The sequence below is a fragment of the Citrobacter braakii genome, assembly GCF_002075345.1.
GTDB lineage: Bacteria > Pseudomonadota > Gammaproteobacteria > Enterobacterales > Enterobacteriaceae > Citrobacter > Citrobacter braakii.
In genome coordinates this window covers 433,445-452,751 of sequence record NZ_NAEW01000002.1, presented here as the reverse complement: position 1 = coordinate 452,751, position 19,307 = coordinate 433,445, and the positions used below count along the sequence as shown (strand labels likewise).

Annotated in this window: 12 protein-coding genes; 3 read left to right on the top strand and 9 right to left on the bottom strand. The window is 52.3% G+C overall.

Going from position 1 to position 19,307, the window contains the following annotated elements; translation table 11 throughout:
* Positions 1-155 precede the first annotated feature (155 nt).
* Positions 156-884 (bottom strand): bifunctional 2-polyprenyl-6-hydroxyphenol methylase/3-demethylubiquinol 3-O-methyltransferase UbiG, encoded by a 729-nt coding sequence (gene ubiG, locus BZK42_RS06610; RefSeq protein ID WP_047359205.1) that lies wholly within the window; start codon positions 882-884, stop codon positions 156-158.
* Between the two features lie 158 nt (positions 885-1,042).
* On the opposite strand from ubiG, the gene gyrA reads away from it, so the two are divergent.
* Entirely contained in the window at positions 1,043-3,679 is a 2,637-nt protein-coding gene (gene gyrA, locus BZK42_RS06605) for a DNA topoisomerase (ATP-hydrolyzing) subunit A (protein ID WP_016153796.1), read from the top strand.
* 43 nt (positions 3,680-3,722) lie between these two features.
* On the opposite strand, the gene BZK42_RS06600 is transcribed toward gyrA, so the two are convergent.
* The 6 genes from BZK42_RS06600 to atoS all read right to left on the bottom strand — a co-directional run bounded on the left by BZK42_RS06600 (position 3,723) and on the right by atoS (position 10,989).
* Positions 3,723-4,907: an acetyl-CoA C-acetyltransferase gene (locus tag BZK42_RS06600; RefSeq protein WP_046275480.1), complete on the bottom strand. Its 1,185-nt coding sequence runs from the start codon at positions 4,905-4,907 to the stop codon at positions 3,723-3,725.
* Between the two features lie 30 nt (positions 4,908-4,937).
* Positions 4,938-6,260: a TIGR00366 family protein gene (locus BZK42_RS06595; RefSeq protein WP_016153794.1), complete on the bottom strand. Its 1,323-nt coding sequence runs from the start codon at positions 6,258-6,260 to the stop codon at positions 4,938-4,940.
* On the bottom strand, positions 6,257-6,907 hold the full coding sequence (locus BZK42_RS06590) for a 3-oxoacid CoA-transferase subunit B (RefSeq protein WP_016153793.1): 651 nt from the start codon (positions 6,905-6,907) through the stop codon (positions 6,257-6,259). Before BZK42_RS06590 ends, BZK42_RS06595 begins: the two co-directional genes overlap by 4 nt.
* 2 nt (positions 6,908-6,909) lie before the next feature.
* Positions 6,910-7,569 carry an acetate CoA-transferase subunit alpha gene (atoD, locus tag BZK42_RS06585; RefSeq protein WP_016157020.1) on the bottom strand — a complete coding sequence of 220 codons (660 nt, stop codon included), beginning with the start codon at positions 7,567-7,569 and terminating at the stop codon, positions 6,910-6,912.
* Positions 7,570-7,768: 199 nt separating this feature from the next.
* Positions 7,769-9,154, bottom strand: a complete 1,386-nt coding sequence (gene atoC, locus BZK42_RS06580; protein WP_080858926.1) for an acetoacetate metabolism transcriptional regulator AtoC — start codon at positions 9,152-9,154, stop codon at positions 7,769-7,771.
* Entirely contained in the window at positions 9,151-10,989 is a 1,839-nt protein-coding gene (gene atoS, locus BZK42_RS06575; RefSeq protein WP_032947136.1) for a two-component system sensor histidine kinase AtoS, read from the bottom strand. Before atoS ends, atoC begins: the two co-directional genes overlap by 4 nt.
* Before the next feature lie 168 nt (positions 10,990-11,157).
* On the opposite strand from atoS, the gene rcsC reads away from it, so the two are divergent.
* A complete protein-coding gene (rcsC, locus tag BZK42_RS06570) occupies positions 11,158-14,004 on the top strand; it encodes a two-component system sensor histidine kinase RcsC (protein WP_053389233.1) in 2,847 nt (948 codons plus the stop codon).
* A gap of 111 nt (positions 14,005-14,115) precedes the next feature.
* Here the strand turns inward: rcsC and rcsB are convergent, their stop codons facing one another.
* Together rcsB and rcsD are read right to left on the bottom strand one after the other, a co-directional pair.
* Complete coding sequence (gene rcsB, locus BZK42_RS06565; RefSeq protein ID WP_003027592.1) at positions 14,116-14,766, bottom strand: response regulator transcription factor RcsB; 651 nt, start codon at positions 14,764-14,766, stop codon at positions 14,116-14,118.
* Positions 14,767-14,782: 16 nt separating this feature from the next.
* Entirely contained in the window at positions 14,783-17,452 is a 2,670-nt protein-coding gene (gene rcsD / locus BZK42_RS06560; protein WP_080858925.1) for a phosphotransferase RcsD, read from the bottom strand.
* 740 nt (positions 17,453-18,192) lie between these two features.
* Between rcsD and BZK42_RS06555 the strand changes: the two genes are divergently transcribed.
* Positions 18,193-19,293: a porin OmpC gene (locus tag BZK42_RS06555; protein ID WP_016153787.1), complete on the top strand. Its 1,101-nt coding sequence runs from the start codon at positions 18,193-18,195 to the stop codon at positions 19,291-19,293.
* Positions 19,294-19,307: the final 14 nt, after the last annotated feature.

Here is a 19,307-nt window from a genome sequence, read left to right as displayed (position 1 = left end):
TCTAAGGCAAGGTAAGTTCTTATGACCTGGCGCAAAAATTGCCCTGACGATCCTACTCAGGATTGGTAGGCGATGCGCAGGCCCGAAAGCTGCGCACTATCGGGCACGGTGCCGGATTGCGGCGTTGTACGCCTTATCCGGCCGGGTGGAGGAGGTTAATCTGCTTGCGCGGTAGTGTGTACCATATAGTTCACATCAACGCCGGGGCCGAGTTTAAAACTGTTGGTGATCGGGTTGTAGTGCAGGCCGGTCATATGACGCTCTTTCAGCACGGTCTGGTCAACCCACTCTAACAGTTCAGCCGGCTTAATGAATTTTTTCACATCATGCGTGCCTTTCGGCACCATACGCAAAATATATTCCGCGCCGACCACCGCCATTAGCCAGGATTTGCCGTTGCGATTAAGCGTGGAGAAAAACACTTCGCCGCCCGGTTTGACCAGTTTGGCGCAGGCCCTGACCACCGATTGCGGGTCCGGTACGTGCTCCAGCATTTCCATGCAGGTCACAACGTCATACTGATGCGCATGTTTTTCCGCATGTTCTTCAACCGTTTCTTGAACGTATTCCACCTGGATGCCACTCTCCAGCGCATGCAGTTTTGCTACCTGTAACGGTTCAAAGCCCATGTCCAGCCCGGTGACGGTTGCGCCCTCGCGCGCCATGCTTTCCGCCAGAATGCCGCCGCCGCAGCCGACGTCGAGTACCTTTTTACCAAACAGGCCGCCTGAGCGCTCCGTGATATAGCCCAGGCGCAATGGGTTAATACGGTGCAGTGGCTTAAATTCACCCTCAAGATCCCACCAGCGTGACGCGACTGCTTCAAACTTGGCAATTTCTTCCTGATCAACGTTGTGAGTTACCGGAGGTTTTTCGGCATTCATTGGGGCTTCTACTCCTAAATTTGCGATGCAAATGAGTATATCAGCCTGACGGGATGAATAAAGCCTCTGTCAGGGGGAATCCATTTACCTGAATCTGCACGGATGTGTTATAATTTGCGACCTTTGAATCCGGGATACAGTAGAGGGATAGCGGTTAGATGAGCGACCTTGCGAGAGAAATTACACCGGTCAACATTGAGGAAGAGCTGAAGAGCTCCTATCTGGATTATGCGATGTCGGTCATTGTTGGCCGTGCGCTGCCGGACGTCCGAGATGGCCTGAAGCCGGTTCACCGTCGCGTACTTTACGCCATGAACGTATTGGGCAACGACTGGAATAAAGCCTATAAAAAATCTGCCCGTGTCGTTGGTGACGTAATCGGTAAATACCACCCTCATGGTGATACCGCCGTTTACGACACCATTGTTCGTATGGCGCAGCCATTCTCCTTGCGTTACATGCTGGTAGATGGTCAGGGTAACTTTGGTTCTGTCGATGGCGACTCCGCAGCGGCGATGCGTTATACGGAAATCCGTATGTCGAAAATCGCCCATGAGCTGATGGCTGACCTGGAAAAAGAAACGGTGGATTTCGTCGATAACTACGACGGCACCGAACAAATTCCTGACGTCATGCCAACCAAAATTCCTAACCTGCTGGTGAACGGCTCGTCCGGTATCGCGGTAGGTATGGCAACCAACATTCCGCCGCACAACCTGACGGAAGTGATCAACGGCTGCCTGGCATACATTGACGATGAAGACATCAGCATTGAAGGGCTGATGGAACATATTCCGGGTCCGGACTTCCCGACCGCCGCGATCATCAACGGTCGTCGTGGTATTGAAGAAGCCTACCGTACCGGCCGTGGCAAAGTGTACATCCGCGCACGCGCGGAAGTCGAAGCGGATGCCAAAACTGGCCGTGAAACCATCATCGTCCATGAAATTCCGTATCAGGTGAACAAAGCGCGCCTGATCGAGAAAATCGCCGAGCTGGTAAAAGACAAACGCGTTGAAGGTATCAGCGCGCTGCGTGACGAGTCTGACAAAGACGGTATGCGCATCGTGATTGAAGTGAAACGCGACGCAGTCGGGGAAGTGGTTCTGAACAACCTCTACTCCCAGACCCAACTGCAGGTTTCTTTCGGTATCAACATGGTTGCGTTGCACCATGGACAGCCGAAAATCATGAACCTGAAAGATATTATTGCTGCGTTTGTACGTCACCGCCGTGAAGTCGTAACCCGCCGTACTATCTTTGAACTGCGTAAAGCCCGCGACCGTGCGCACATCCTTGAAGCACTGGCGATTGCGCTGGCGAACATCGATCCGATCATCGAACTGATCCGCCGTGCGCCGACCCCGGCAGAAGCGAAAGCAGCGCTGGTCGCGCGTTCGTGGGAGCTGGGTAACGTTTCTGCCATGCTGGAACGTGCCGGCGATGATGCCGCACGTCCTGAATGGCTGGAACCGGAATTTGGCGTGCGTGACGGTCAGTACTACCTGACTGAACAGCAGGCCCAGGCCATTCTGGATCTGCGTTTGCAGAAACTGACCGGCCTTGAGCACGAAAAACTGCTCGACGAATATAAAGAGCTGCTGGAGCAGATCGCTGAACTGCTGCACATTTTGGGCAGCGCCGATCGTCTGATGGAAGTCATCCGTGAAGAGATGGAGCTGATTCGTGAACAGTTCGGCGACGCACGTCGGACCGAAATCACCGCGAACAGCGCTGACATCAACATCGAAGATCTGATTAGCCAGGAAGATGTTGTCGTGACCTTGTCTCATCAGGGCTACGTGAAATATCAGCCGTTAACCGATTACGAAGCGCAGCGTCGTGGCGGTAAAGGCAAATCTGCAGCACGAATTAAAGAAGAAGACTTTATCGACCGCCTGCTGGTGGCTAACACCCATGACACGATCCTCTGCTTCTCCAGCCGCGGTCGTTTGTACTGGATGAAGGTTTATCAGTTGCCGGAAGCAAGCCGTGGTGCGCGTGGACGTCCTATCGTCAACCTGCTGCCACTGGAAGCTAACGAACGTATCACCGCAATTCTGCCAGTACGTGAGTACGAAGAAGGCGTCAACGTCTTCATGGCAACCGCCAGCGGTACCGTGAAGAAAACAGCGCTGACCGAGTTCAGCCGTCCGCGTTCAGCCGGTATCATTGCGGTTAACCTGAACGAAGGCGATGAGCTGATTGGCGTTGACCTGACGTCTGGTAGTGACGAAGTTATGCTGTTCTCTGCTGCCGGTAAAGTGGTGCGCTTCAAAGAAGGGGCTGTTCGTCCGATGGGACGTACCGCGACCGGCGTACGCGGTATCAAACTGGCGGAAAGCGACAGCGTGGTATCGCTGATCGTTCCGCGTGGTGAAGGTGCTATCCTGACCGTTACCCAGAACGGCTACGGTAAGCGTACGGCGGCGGAAGAGTATCCGACCAAGTCTCGTGCGACCCAGGGCGTTATCTCCATCAAAGTCACCGAGCGCAACGGTTCCGTTGTCGGCGCAGTGCAGGTTGAAGATACCGACCAGATCATGATGATCACCGATGCAGGTACGCTGGTACGTACTCGCGTGTCGGAAATCAGCGTGGTAGGGCGTAACACCCAGGGCGTTATCCTCATCCGTACTGCGGAAGATGAAAACGTTGTGGGTCTGCAACGCGTTGCTGAACCGGTTGATGATGAAGAGCTCGACTCCATCGACGGTAGCGCTGCTGAAGGGGACGAGGATATCGCGCCTGAAGCGGAAAGCGATGACGATGCAGCGGACGACGCTGAAGAGTAATTAAGACGTGATAAAAAGGGCCGGAAATATCCGGCCCTTTTTTTTAATTCATTCGCTCCACTATCATCGCAATGCCCTGACCGCCGCCGATGCACAGCGTGGCCAGTCCAAGCGTTTGATCCCGTGCCTGTAGCGCATGCAGCAGCGTCACCAGTATTCGCGCGCCGCTGGCGCCAATAGGGTGTCCCAGCGCAATTGCCCCACCGTTGACGTTAACCTTTTGCGGATCAAATCCCAGCGTTTTACCGACGGCAAGAAACTGAGCAGCAAATGCCTCGTTGGCTTCGATCAGATCGATATCAGAAAGCTGTAAGCCGCTCAGTTGCAGTGCCTTCAGCGTGGCGGGAACCGGCCCCATCCCCATCATAGCCGGTGCTACGCCGCCACTGGCCCAGGCTTTGATCCGCGCCAATGGCTTCAGCCCAGCCTCCAGTGCTGCGGACTCTTCCATTACCACTAATGCCGCTGCACCGTCGTTGATCCCCGAGGCGTTACCTGCGGTGACGGTTCCTGCTTTATCGAAGGCTGGACGCAATGCGGCGAGGCCTTCTGCCGTCGAGTCAGCTTTGGGGAATTCGTCACGCTCAAAGATGATGGTTTTCTTCCGTGATGACACGCTGACGGGCACGATTTCAGCCTCAAATGCGCCAGACTCGATTGCGGCAACGGCTTTACGCTGTGACTGCAGAGCCAGTTCATCCTGCATTTCGCGGCTGATGCCATACTCTTTGGCAACATTTTCTGCAGTGATCCCCATGTGGTAACCATGCTCGGCGCAGATCAGGCCATCGCGCAGAATCACGTCGGACAATTGCCCGTCACCGAGGCGATAGCCCCAGCGGGCTTTTGCGTCTAACAGGTAGGGGGCCAGGCTCATGTTTTCCATCCCACCCGCGACGATCGCCTGGGCTTGTCCGGCCTTGATAGCGAGGGCGGCAAGCGCCACGCTTTTCAGGCCAGAGCCGCACACTTTGTTGACGGTAAAGCCGCAAACGGTGTCGGACAGGCCACTTTTTAATAATGCCTGACGCGCTGGGTTTTGCCCGAGTCCTGACTGCAGCACGTTGCCCATAATCACCTCGTCCACGCGCTGTGGGTCAAGGTGCGCGCGTTCAAGAGCGGCTCTAATGACGGTTGAGCCAAGCTCGACGGCACCCGTAGTTGCCAGTGCGCCGTTAAAACTGCCGATTGCGGTACGTGCCGCGCTGACGATGACACAGTTTTTCATTTTTCAGTTCCTTTTATTAAGTTGTTGCCGTCAGAACAAGGTCAATCCAATAACAAAAATGACGCCGGAGAAGAGCAGGGCGGTGATGCAGTACCCCATAATGTCGCGTACTCCGAGACCGGCGATGGCCAGCGCGGGTAGCGCCCAGAACGGTTGTGCCATGTTCATCCACTGCTCACCGTAGGCGATGGCCATGACTGATTTGCCAAGATCGGCACCCAGCGCCTGAGCGGCAGGCATGACGAACGGTCCCTGAATAACCCAATGGCCACCGCCGGATGGCACGGCAAAGTTAATCAGGGCTGAACTGAAGAAAGTCATCAGTGGGAAGGTATCTTTGTTGGCAACGTTGATGAAAAATTCAGTAATGAGCCCACCGAGGCCGGAGTGCTCCATCATCAACTGAATGCCGGCATAGAAGGGGAATTGCACCAGAATCCCGGCGGTACTCCGTGCGGCAGCACTAACGGCACGCATATAGGCCATCGGCGTTTTGTGCAGCAGCAGACCGGCAATCATAAACATCAGGTTGACGGTGTTGATGGTGATGTTGAAACCTTTCTCGGCAAAGTAGATACCCAGATAGGCAATCCCTAATGCACCGATGATCAGCGCCAGAATGCGGCTCTCTTCCAGTTTTTCAGATGGCGGCGCATCCGGCGGCAGTTTCTTTTGAAAATCAGCTTCTTCCAATAAAAGTTTTGGATCGATGCTCACCACATCTGAAGGTTTTGGCGTCATCATCCGGGTGATAAACGGCATCACCACAATCAGGCCGAGCGTGATGAAAATATTGAAGCCGGTGAACAGGGTATCCGCGACAGGAATGAGGCCCGCTACGTGCTCGACCGGGTTGCCAGGCGTTGCCGCCAGCAAAGGCATTGAGCCGGAGAAGCCGCCGCCCCAGGTCAGGAACCCGATGTAGGCGCAGGCAATCAGTAACGGATAATCGGAACCCGGTACCCGACGAGCAACTTCGCGGGCGAACATCGCCCCGACCACCAGACCAAATCCCCAGTTAATAACGCAGGCAACTGAACCAAAAAAAGTCACCAGCATGACGCCCTGAGCGGGGGTTTTGGCGGCGGATGCCGCCGTACGCAGCAGGCTTTTCACCGGCCCGGAACTGGCTAACGCATGGCCGGTTACGATGATCAGCGCCATCTGCATACCAAACGCCAGCAGGTTCCAGAAACCGTCACCCCAGAATTTCACCATGCTGATGGGGGTCTGCGGCGTTAACCACAGCGCGATGCCAAAGGTCAGCAACGTTAATAACATGGCGAAAATCAGTGGGTCGGGCAGCCAGCGGCTGACTACCCGTGTCATAAAGCGAGCGATGCGGCCAATCATGCGTCACCTCGCAGGATGCGCAGATCGTCGGCAATTTCAAACTGTGCTTCGGTTTTTTCACATAGCGTGGCGATGTCGCATCCTTCGATGATTTCAGTCAGCCACATCTTGCCATCTATAAAGCGGAATACAGCCAGCTCGGTGACCAGCATATGCACAGCATGCTGTGCAGTGAGCGGCATGGTGCATTGACGCAGGATTTTTGCGGAGCCGTCTTTTGCGCAATGCTCCATGGCGATAATGACTTTACGCGCACCGGTCACCAGATCCATTGCGCCACCCATGCCGGGCACCATCTTGCCGGGAACCACCCAGTTGGCGAGGTTTGCCTGCTCATCGACCTGCAACCCGCCAAGCACACAGGCATCAACATGACCACCGCGAATCAACGCGAACGACATGGCGCTATCAAACATCGCCGCGCCCGGCAAAATACCGCACGGTTGGCCGCCCGCGTTCACCAGGTCAGGATGGGCGGTGGTGACTGGGCCCAGTCCCAGAAAACCGTTCTCAGATTGCAGCGTAATGTGAATATCAGCAGGTAAGTAGTTAGCTACCATCGTTGGCAGGCCGATACCTAAGTTGACGATATCGCCATCGCGAAGTTCTTGCGCCACCCGGCGCGCAATACGTTGTTTAGCATCCATGATTAGCTCTCCTGTGGAATGACGATATGGTCGATAACGGCGCCGGGGGTCACAATCTGGTCAGGCTGCAGCTCCCCTGTTTCAACCATTTCGTCCGGTTCGACCAGCGTGATATCAGCGGCGAGGGCAATCAGAGGGTTAAAGTTACGGGCGCTGAGCTGGTAGGTGAGGTTGCCAAGCATGTCAGAGCGGTGGGCGCGAATAAGCGCTAAATCGGCGCGTAATGGGCGTTCAAGCAGCCAGGTTTTACCCTCAAGCGTCATGGTTTGCTTGCCTTCTTCCACGATGGTGCCAACGCCAGTGGGGGTCAGAAAGCCGCCAAGACCCGCGCCGCCGCAGCGAATCTGCTCGATCAGGGTACCTTGCGGAACCAGCTGTACATCCATCTCGCCGGCAATCATGCGACGACCGGTTTCCGGGTTTGTACCAATGTGCGAGGCAATCACTTTGCTCACCCGCCCATTGACGATCAGGGGGCCGATACCGGTATCGACAAAGGCGGTATCGTTAGCAATCAGTGTCAGATCTCTGACGCCGGATTCCAGCAGGGCTTCAACCAGACGAGGTGGTGTGCCAACGCCCATAAAACCACCGACCATGATGGTCATGCCGTCACGAAAGAAGCCCGCAGCGTCTTGTAAGGTAATCAGTTTTGTTTTCATTATGTTTCCCTTTTTGCATACTCCATTTTGGGTACGCTCAGGGAATTGCAAGCAAGGTGCCAGAATGACTAAAGAAACGTATTAATGTTTAGTTGATTGAATTTATTGGTTTATTTTTATGGTCTTGGTGAAAGGAGACCACGAGGGGTTATGCAGAATTTTGCGCAGTGTGCAAAATTCTGCATAGCAAACTTGCGTATCAGGAACCCGATGGGTCGATGCCGTACTCTTGTAATTTATACATTAAAGCGCGACGGCTAATTCCCAGAATCAGCGCCGTGCGGGTGCGATTGCCGTCCTGATTGTCGAGGACTTCGAGGATAATTCGTTTTTCCTCACGTTTAATCTCTTCTTTCAGATTGCGTTCCCCGGAGTAAGTCGGTTTTGTTTCTGTTGTGGCGCTCACCGGGTTGCGCAACGGGTCGGGGAGATCGTCGGCAAAGATCACCGCACCGGTATTCATAACGACTGCACGTTCGATGACGTTTGACAGTTCGCGAATGTTACCGGGCCAGGGCCAGGCGGTGAGGATCGACATCGCCGTCGGGTCGATTTCGATAATATCCCGCTGATTTTCAGAGCTGAATTTTTGTAAAAAGTGGTTTGCTAATAAGGCAATATCTTCACGACGCTCGCGTAATGGCGGCAAAGTCAGATGGATAACGTTGAGCCGGTAAAACAGGTCTTCGCGAAACGTTCCTTCCTTCACCATCGTTTGCAGACAGCGGTTGGTGGCGGCGACGATTCGAATGTCAACGCGAATGGTCTGGTGCCCGCCGATGCGTTCAAACTCCCTCTCCTGCAAAATGCGCAGTAGTTTGGCCTGCAGCACCAGCGGCATCTCGCCAATTTCATCAAGCAATAAAGTTCCCTGATGAGCGCGTTCGAACAATCCCTGGCGTAATGTCTGTGCCCCGGTAAACGCGCCTTTTTCGTGACCAAATAGCTCGCTTTCTAACAACGACTCCGGCAGAGCCGCGCAGTTAATTTTGATAAAGGGGCCATTGGCGCGTTTGCTGTTGTAGTGAATGGCGCGGGCGATCAGCTCTTTTCCTGTGCCGCTTTCACCGCTAATCAACACGTTTGCCTGGGAGAGGGCGATTTTCGCCGTGTCTTTACAGATATCCATCATACGCGGGCTGGTGGTCAGAATGTGTCCCCACTGCCAGCTGGTGGTCAACGCTTTATGCAGATTGCGGATTTCCTGTTTCATCTCCTGCAGTTGCAATGCGCGTTGAATCACCATGCTTAGCTCGTCGAGATCAAAGGGCTTAATCACGTAGTCGAATGCGCCGCTACGTAAAGCTTCTACTGCGGTTTCTACTTCAGCGTAAGCGGTCATCAGAATGACGGGGATCCGTGGTTGCTGCGTGCGCATAACTTTCAGCGCGTCGATACCGTCCATCTCCGGCATGCGAATGTCCATCAGCACCACGTCTGGCTGCGTTTCGCTAAACAGGCTCAGCGCGGCTTTCCCGTCGCTGGCGCAATGTGTCTCATGCCCTTGCAGGGAAAATGCGGTGGCAAGCATACGGCGAACATTTTCTTCATCATCAACGATGAGAATACGATAGGTCGTTTTCATTCTGACGGATTTCCCTGCGGGTTAAGAGGTAAAATCAGAGTGAATATCGCCCCGCAGCCAGGCTGGCTGGTTACGTGGATATCCCCCTGATGCGCGTTGATGATGCGCTGGCTCAGCGCCAGTCCAAGACCGGTGCCTGATGCTTTTGTCGTAAAAAAGGGATCGAATATTTTCTTCTGTATGGCGAGATCGATACCGTTGCCATTATCTTCAATCATCACGGCCTGTTGCGAGGCCGAGTATTGCCAGGTACGGATGCGAATTTCGCCTCGCGCAGCGATCGCCTGCACCGCATTGATTAAAATATTGAGGATCACCTGTTTGAGAAGCTCGCGATCGGCGACGATCGGCGGCAGGCTGGGATCTAATTCCGTTGTAAAGGCGATCCGTGCCTGTAGGCCAGCGGTTTGCACCAGGATTAGCGTCTCTTCAATGAGCGCATTGAGCCGAATCTGTTGCCACTGGCTTTGTCGTGGGCGAGAGAAATCTAACAGTTGTTGAATAACTTTATTGATGGAATCAATTTCATTCAGCACAACAGATAAATATTCCTGATGTTCCGGCAGCGAGGTTTGCTGGCGGATGATCTGGACGTAGCCACGAATTGCAGTCAGCGGGTTTCGCACTTCATGCGCGACGCCGGCCATCAGCTCACCCAGGGTGGCAAGCCTTTCGGTTTGAGCCAGTCGACGCTGGGTCTCTTTACGGGCGGTTAAATCGGAGAAAATAACCAGCGCGCCAATCAGCTCGCCGTGTGCGTTATGGATCCGACTGGTGGTTACACTGATCTCAATGGTGCGTTCTCGTCCTGGAAAGCTAATCTCCTGGGCCACATGTTCAGTACCGTGCTCAAGGGTGTCCAGTACCGGGCTATAAAACTGCGTATTGGCAAAGAGCGTCGCATAGGGCTGTCCGACCAGCTCATGCAGCGTGTAGCCCGTTATCTGTTCTGCCGCCGGGTTCATGGTGGTAACGTCGCCTTGCCTGTCGATGGCGATCACGCCATCTGCGGCATTTTCAATGATCAGATCGTTAAGGGTTTTGGTTTCCCGTAGCGTTTGTGCCAGCGCATTGACGCTACGGCTGATTTGTCCTAACTCGCCGGGGAGTTCAGGCAATCGGGTAGGGGTTTTTTGTGCCAGCGTGGAAAGCCCATCGGTGATGATGTCGATATTCGCACTGAGTCGGCGTGAGAAGTGCACGATGAGCAGCAGGCTACAGATGAGCCCGGCAACCAGTACGGCAATAATCCTGACGTCCATTCTCCAGGCCTGCTGGCGGATATCTTCGGTGAGCTCATTGGCCCAGATATACCCAATAACCTCTCCCTGGCGCGCTATTGGGATCATCGAGTTGAGTATGTCGCCGCGAACCTGTCGCCCGGAATAGACCACAGGCGCGTTGCTACTCATCACTTCGCGTCCGGGATGATCCTCGGTGATGGTGATACCTACGTTGCCTTGGTAAAGCGCGGAGGGGGCGTAGGTGATAATGGCATCCAGCGCTTTGTGATAATACCCGGCGCCAATGCCGGGAAACGCTTGCGTAATGCGCTCGGTGATGGGGGCCAACTCTTGATTAAGCGCGCGAATGCGTGCTTCACGCGGCAAATTTGGGTAGTGACTAAAGCGGTCGCCCAGCGCATCGTTTAGCAGGGTTATCACCGATGACAGTTTTTTCTCTTTTTCAGATAAGACTGCTGAACGGCCTTCAGTTTCTACGATATAACCTATAGATATCGTCGGAATGATGACCATCAGGATGGCCATCATGATCATTTGGTTGCGTAATCGTCGTGGGTATAACCGACGAGCCAGCCATCTCAGGTCGCGCATTCTGACATCCGTGCAGTGTTTTTCAGGCAAACGACGATTATCACGGGTTAAGACAATGGTTTCAGAGCGGTGTATCATATTCCCGTAAAGAGAGGGCATTGCGACGCCGGACATTTACCGCTACCTTAACCACACTCTATTAATGCCCTGAGGCGGAGCTTCGCCCCTTTGAAATACCTTGCTTCCGTTCATTCAACGCTAAAAGTCTCACGCTATCTGTTCAGGGCGTTGGCGCTCCTGATCTGGGGGCTAATCGCATTTGCCTCCGTTTTCTACATCGTGAATGCGCTGCACCAGAGAGAGTCCGAGATTCACCAGGAGCTTAACCTCAGTTCCGATCAGGCCCAACGTTACATTCAGCGCACCTCTGATGTGATTAAAGAGCTGAAATATATCGCGGAGAATCGCTTAACGGCGGAAAACGGCGTGATGTCGTTGCGCGCGCGGGATGATAAAACCGCCGTGCCAAACTTCGAGCCGCTGTTTGCCGACTCCGACTGCTCGGTGATGGGCAACGCCTGGCGAGGTTCGCTGGAATCGCTGGCGTGGTTTATGCGCTACTGGCGGGATAACTTTTCCGCGGCCTATGATTTGAATCGTGTGTTCCTGATCGGCAGCGACAACCTTTGCATGGCCAATTTCGGTCTGCGTGATATGCCTGTCGAACGTGACGGGGCGTTGAAGGCGCTGCATGAGCGCATTATTAAGTATCGCAATGCACCGCAGGACGAAAACGGTAATAACCTGTTCTGGATTAGCCAGGGGCCGCGGCCGGGGATAGGCTATTTCTATGCGCTGACGCCGGTTTATCTCGCTAATCGCCTGCAGGCGCTGTTGGGTGTGGAACAGCCTATCCGCATGGAGAACTTTTTCACGCCGGGCAGTTTGCCGATGGGAGTGACCATCCTTGATGAAAATGGTCATGCGCTGATTTCGCTCACCGGCCCCGAGGGGAATATTAAGGCTGAACCTCGCTGGATGCAGGAGCGCTCCTGGTTTGGCTATACGTCGGGTTTTCACGAACTGGTGCTGAAGAAAAACCTGCCCCCGTCATCGCTAAGCATTGTTTATTCAGTACCGGTCGACCTGGTGCTGGAGCGGATCCGCATGATGATCCTGAACGCTATTCTGCTGAATGTGCTGGTTGGCGCGGCGTTATTTATGCTCACGCGCATGTATGAGCGGCGCATTTTTATTCCTGCGGAAAGCGATGCCCAGCGTCTGGAAGAGCACGAGCAGTTTAACCGTAAAATCGTGGCTTCCGCGCCGGTTGGGATTTGTATTCTGCGTACGATAGATGGCATTAACATCCTGAGTAATGAGCTGGCGCACACCTATCTCAATATGCTGACGCATGAAGACCGGCAACGGTTAACGCAAATTATCTGCGGCCAGCAGGTCAATTTTGTTGATGTGCTGACCAGCAACAATACCAATCTGCAAATCAGCTTTGTGCACTCGCGCTATCGTAATGAAAACGTGGCAATTTGTGTGCTGGTTGACATCAGCGCGCGCGTTAAAATGGAAGAGTCGTTGCAGGAGATGGCGCAGGCGGCGGAGCAGGCGAGCCAGTCCAAATCGATGTTCCTTGCGACGGTAAGCCACGAGCTGCGTACGCCGCTGTATGGCATTATCGGTAACCTTGATTTGTTGCAAACCAAAGAGTTACCCAACGGAGTGGATCGCCTGGTGACGGCGATGAACAACTCTTCCAGCCTGCTGTTGAAAATTATCAGCGATATTCTCGATTTCTCGAAAATTGAATCTGAACAGCTGAAGATTGAACCGCGCGAGTTTTCACCGCGTGAAGTAATGAATCATATTACGGCTAACTATCTGCCGCTGGTGGTTCGCAAACAGCTGGGGTTGTACTGCTTTATCGACCCGAATGTACCGGTGGCGCTCAATGGTGATCCGATGCGTTTGCAGCAGGTGATTTCCAATCTACTGAGTAATGCTATCAAGTTTACCGATACCGGCTGCATTGTGCTGCACGTGCAGTGTAACGAAGACTATCTCAGTATTCGCGTGCGTGATACCGGGGTTGGGATCCCTGCCAAAGAGGTCGTCCGCTTGTTCGATCCTTTCTTCCAGGTGGGAACCGGCGTACAGCGTAATTTCCAGGGAACCGGGCTTGGTTTGGCTATCTGTGAAAAACTGATCAGCATGATGGATGGGGATATTTCCGTCGATTCTGAACCGGGAATGGGTAGCCAGTTTATGCTGCGTATTCCGCTTTATGGCGCGCAGTACCCGCTGAAAAAAGGTATCGAAGGGCTTGTCGGCAAACGTTGCTGGCTGGCGGTGCGTAACGCGTCGCTGTACCAGTTTATTGAATCCAGTCTGGCGCGTAACGGGATGACGGTGCAGTGCTATGAGGGACAGCAACCGGATGCGGATGACCTGCTGATTGCCGACGATGTGCTGGACCAGGCGTGGCAGGGACGCGCCGCGGTGATTTTCTGCCGTCGTCATATCGGTATTCCGCTGGAAAGGGGGCCTGGGGAGTGGGTGCACAGCGTGGCATCGCCTCACGAACTGCCCGCGCTGTTGGCGCATATCTACAGCCTTGAGCTGAGCAGTGAAGAGCTTTCAACGGCGTTGCCAGCCCCGGATAAAGTTGCTGCAACTAACGATGACATGATGATTCTAGTGGTTGACGATCATCCTATCAACAGGCGTTTACTGGCCGATCAGTTGGGATCGTTGGGATATCAGTGTAAAACCGCGAATGACGGCGTGGACGCACTCAATGTACTGAGTAAAAACCATATCGACATCGTGCTGAGCGACGTTAACATGCCGAATATGGATGGTTATCGTCTGACCCAGCGTATTCGCCAGTTAGGATTAACCCTGCCGGTTGTCGGCGTGACGGCCAACGCGCTGGCTGAAGAGAAGCAGCGTTGTCTGGAGTCAGGTATGGATAGCTGTCTGTCTAAGCCGGTGACGTTAGATGTATTGAAGCAAACGCTGACGGTCTATGCGGAAAGAGTGAGAAAGGCGCGGGAATAAAAGAGGCCGGATGGGGCGTTTGCCTTATCCGGCCTACGTAACACGCACAACATCGTGTCATTCGTAGGCCTGATAAACGCCGTGCCATCAGGCACGTCGATGTTAAAAGAATTACTCTTTGTCTGACGGACTCAGCGTGACGGAAGAAAGGTAATTCAACAGGGCGATATCGTTTTCCACACCGAGTTTCATCATTGCCGACTTTTTCTGGCTGCTGATGGTTTTTATACTGCGGTTGAGTTTTTTCGCGATTTCAGTAACCAGGAAACCTTCGGCAAACAGGCGCAGAACTTCGCTCTCTTTCGGTGACAGACGTTTGTCGCCGTAACCGCTGGCGCTGATTTTTTCCAGCAGACGAGAAACGCTTTCCGGGGTGAATTTCTTACCCTTCTGCAGCGCGGCAAGCGCTTTCGGCAGATCTGTTGGCGCGCCTTGCTTCAGGACAATTCCTTCAATATCGAGATCCAGTACCGCGCTCAGGATTGCCGGGTTGTTGTTCATGGTGAGAACAATAATCGACAGGCTCGGGAAATGGCGCTTGATATACTTAATTAACGTGATCCCGTCACCGTATTTATCTCCCGGCATGGAGAGGTCGGTAATCAACACATGAGCATCTAACTTAGGCAAATTGTTGATCAGTGCAGTGGAGTCTTCAAATTCGCCGACAACGTTTACCCACTCGATTTGCTCAAGTGATTTACGAATACCGAACAGTACAATCGGGTGGTCATCGGCAATAATTACGTTCATAGTGTTCATGTATTGGGCTACCTTGCTACAGCAAGCTCTTGACGTAATCGTCAATGTCGCTGATGTATTTTTCTATACCTGGAGCATCTTTCTCTTGAATAAGATGTTCCAGCGCTTCACATAACTGCTTGCCGGGTACCAGATTAAGCATGGCAAACACGCCTTTCAGGCGATGGGCCGTTTGGGCTAACGCAGCGAAATCGCTGGTTGCTGCCTCAGTATACAACCTCTTAACATCATCCGGTACTGTGTCTACAAAGAGTGCATAGTAACCACTGGCATGAAGTTCGGCGTTTTCATCTCCGCCGAGGGGGAGTTCCTGGATCTCTTCTTGTGCCAGCTGCTCTTCTATCAGCTCGAGGACAGCTTCCTGCATAGCATTGCTCATATTAAAGTTGACGCGCAGCTGACCAGGGCCAATTTTCCGCACGCCAGACTCATCATCGCTTAAAAGAAGGCCTGAGGCAGTAAGATTAGACGGATTATCTGTTAAAAAGAGATCATATTCTTGACTATTCAACCGCTCATCAGGCGTGATGCAGGTTGCTCCCCAGTTCTCCAGTTGGCGTAATACGATGCTGCGTACGTCATTAGAGGTGACATCAACCATTATGCAGACGTCATCTAACAAACGCTCTTCACTTTCAGCATGTTGATCGTGCAGCGGCATTTTAACATGGACTATATAACGTGTTCCAAGTTCTTCCCGCGCTTTAATGTTCAGGTGTCCACCTAGCTTGCGGGCGAGCTGATCGCATAACCAGAACGTCAGCGGGTTGGCCTTGCTATACCGATCGCCCTGGGTGTCATTGATGAACGGGAAGTGCAGGTTATCAACTTCATTCAACGTGACACCTTGCCCGGTATCCAGAATGCGGAAGGTCAGGCGTTCAGTCTCCGATTCATCCTGGTCGACTTCCAGCGTGATTTTGCCAATTTGCGTGGTGGTTACCGCATATTGGATCAGCAACAGCAAAATACGGCGCAGGGCATCGCGGTCGCCGCGGCGTTCATCATGGGCGCTAAGGTGATTTTTAATCAGTAGCTGCAGCCCTTTACGTTTAATGGCTGGCAGAACCTCCGGAACCACGTCATCAATTAACGACTGCACGGAAAACAGCGTCGATTCACTTTTCCAGGCGTCGCTTTCCAGCAGGTTGGCCAACTGGATTTCATCTACCATACGCACCAGAACGTCTGCCTGATTGGCCAGTTTCTGGCTGTCCGGGCTATTCAGTGCGGCAGCATTAGCGGCAAGTGTTTTCGCCGGGTCTTTCAGTGCGCTGCCGATATTCTGCATAAAGGCCGCTCGGGCCTGCTGGTTTTTCTCATACAGTCGCTGCGCTTGCTTCAGCTTCTTATTAACCAGCACTTCGCGGTCCTGGTCACGAATAATAAAGATCTGCGTTCTCGATGAGATCTGGCTGCGGAACAGCCGGATCTCATACAGCTCATTATTGATGGTGGCCTGAATCACCCCCTGATGCTGCTCCGCCATACTGGTAATGTTTTGCAAATTTAAATGCGGTAACAGGTGGTCGGCAATTTTATTGCTGATAACCGTGCGGTTTGCTTCTTGATCGTGCACCAGCAAGCCCAGAGGCAGCAGAGACACAATCTCTTCATTGATGGCGCGCAGAACACGCAGTTCATTATTTGCCGCAAGGTTTGGTGCCACTTCGGTGGAACGGGCAGGGAGGTGGCGAAAGGTGGTATAGCCAAACAGCGCCAGGGCCAACAAAGCAATGTTGAGTAACAGCGGCAGCAGAATGCTTTGCAAGGTGTCGAGCAGCAATGAGCCAAACGGAACCTGCCACACCAGCCGCATATCCGTTGAGTTTAGCTCCGAAGAGATCTCAATTTTACTGTTGTTGAAATTAATGCTGACGCTGTCAGGCGACTCTTTTTCATTCAGATGCTCGGTTGTTGACGTGGCATCTGGAACCAGATGGAAGCTGTCCAGCGGCATGCCGGGTGGGATCAAGTCATTAATCGGCAGGTCAAAGGCGACAACCGTTGCCAGATGTCCAGGCTGATTAAAGGTCGTGCGTAGCGTGAAGTAATGCCCGTTCTGCCACGCCAGACGGCGCAGTGAAGAGAAGCTTTCACGTTCATCCAGCGCATTGGCCTGTTGTAACATTTCCGCGCGCCGTGAATCGACAATATTACCAATCGTCGACTCTTTAAAACCGGAAGTCAGATCTTTTAGCGGCAACGTTGAGATAAGGATCAGGCTATTGTCCTGACCATTCAGGTAATACATAGACCACGGAACATTTTCCGCGCCCCACAGCGTATCAAGATAGGTTGAGATGCGTTGGGTCATCTCCAGCGTAGAACTGTCATGGGAACCGAAAATCAGCGCCTCGGTCTTTCTGCGCGGTTTCTCAAGATAATAGACGTCTTGTTTCAGACGCGTTTCCTGCAGTCCTTCTGCACCAGGTGAACTGGCCGTAGCGGCAATATTGTCATAGATTTGCCAGGTCACGTATCGCCAGGTATCGACCCTTTTATGAATGGCATGGGTGATATCGACAATCTGATAGCTCTTATCCTTTAACCAGGTGTTGACGGCGCTCTGGACCATAACGCCCATCATCACCAACAGCACAACGATCAGTAATAAGAAGAAACGGGTAATACTTCCCGGTAGCAGGGAGAATCGGGTAGAAGCCGTTGTGTCAGACTGACTCATTCGTGTTTTATGACCTGTTAAAACGACGCGAAAGATGATGGGGCAGTATAAAGGGTAATATATGAATTGCCACACTTACACCACGCCGGATGGCCCGCATTTTTTACGCTCCATTCTGTTGCAGCCATCACAATGCAAAGGTGTACAGTGGATAAAGGCGGGTACAAATATTTGTACGGAATGTATACATTTAGCATTAAATAACAAGAAATTATTAATCAGATTTATATCTGAATACGACGCAATGAGATAGTTAATAGTTGTTATAGTTTTGCATCGGTAGCACAGAACGGTAAGTTTTGTGTAAAGAAGGGTAAAAAAAAACCGAACGCGAAGCATTCGGTTGAAATAGGGGTAAACAGACATTCATGAATGAATGACGGTAATAAATAAAGTTAATGATGATAGCGGGTCTATTTTAGTTGCGAGTGAAGATTTTGTTTTGTCATTCAGTGCTATAACTATTTTCGATGTAACCTATTGATTTTAAATTTAATTAAAATAGTTCTTGATTATTTGTGCTTATTTTGCCTGTTTTTTGATTTTAAAAAAGTTCCCTCGTATTAATATTTTGAAACATCTATGCCGATAAATGAAACACCTTAAAAGTTTTAGTATCATATTCGTGTTGGATTATTCTGTGTTTTTGCGGAGAATGAAGTTGCCGACTGGTTAATGACCTTAATCAGTATGCAGTGGCATAAAAAAGCAATAAAGGCATATAACAGAGGGTTAATAACATGAAAGTTAAAGTACTGTCCCTCCTGGTACCAGCACTGCTGGTAGCAGGCGCAGCAAATGCGGCTGAAATTTATAACAAAGACGGCAACAAATTAGACCTGTACGGTAAAGTAGACGGTCTGCACTATTTCTCTGATGACTCCACTAAAGATGGCGATCAGACCTATATGCGTATCGGCTTCAAAGGCGAAACCCAGGTTAATGACCAACTGACCGGTTACGGCCAGTGGGAATACCAGATTCAGGGTAACTCCTCTGAAAACGAAAACAACTCCTGGACCCGTGTGGCGTTTGCTGGTCTGAAATTCGCTGACGTAGGATCTTTCGACTACGGTCGTAACTATGGCGTAGTTTACGACGTAACGTCCTGGACCGACGTTCTGCCGGAATTCGGCGGCGACACCTACGGTTCTGACAACTTCATGCAGCAGCGTGGTAACGGCTTCGCGACCTATCGTAACACCGACTTCTTCGGTCTGGTTGATGGCCTGAACTTTGCCCTGCAGTACCAGGGTAAAAACGGTAGCCCGGAAGGCGAAGGTATGACTGGTGTGACCGGCAACGGTCGTGATGCGCTGAGTCAGAACGGCGACGGCGTTGGCGGATCTATCACTTATGATATCGGTGAAGGCTTCGCGCTGGGTACTGCAGTCACCAGCTCCAAACGTACTGACGAGCAGAACCGTCTGAACTTCGGTACCGGTGACCGTGCTGAAACCTACACTGGCGGTCTGAAATACGACGCGAATAACGTTTACCTGGCAGCACAGTACACCCAGACCTACAACGCAACGCGTGCGGGCAACCTGGGCTGGGCTAACAAAGCACAGAACTTTGAAGCTGTTGCGCAGTACCAGTTCGACTTCGGTCTGCGTCCGTCCGTGGCTTACCTGCAGTCCAAAGGTAAAGACCTGAACAATGGTTACGGCGACCAGGATATCCTGAAATATGTTGATGTTGGCGCGACCTACTACTTCAACAAAAACATGTCTACCTATGTTGATTACAAAATCAACCTGCTGGATGACAACCAGTTCACCCGTGATGCTCGCATCTCTACCGATGATATCGTAGCGCTGGGTCTGGTTTACCAGTTCTAATCTGCGCTCATGTC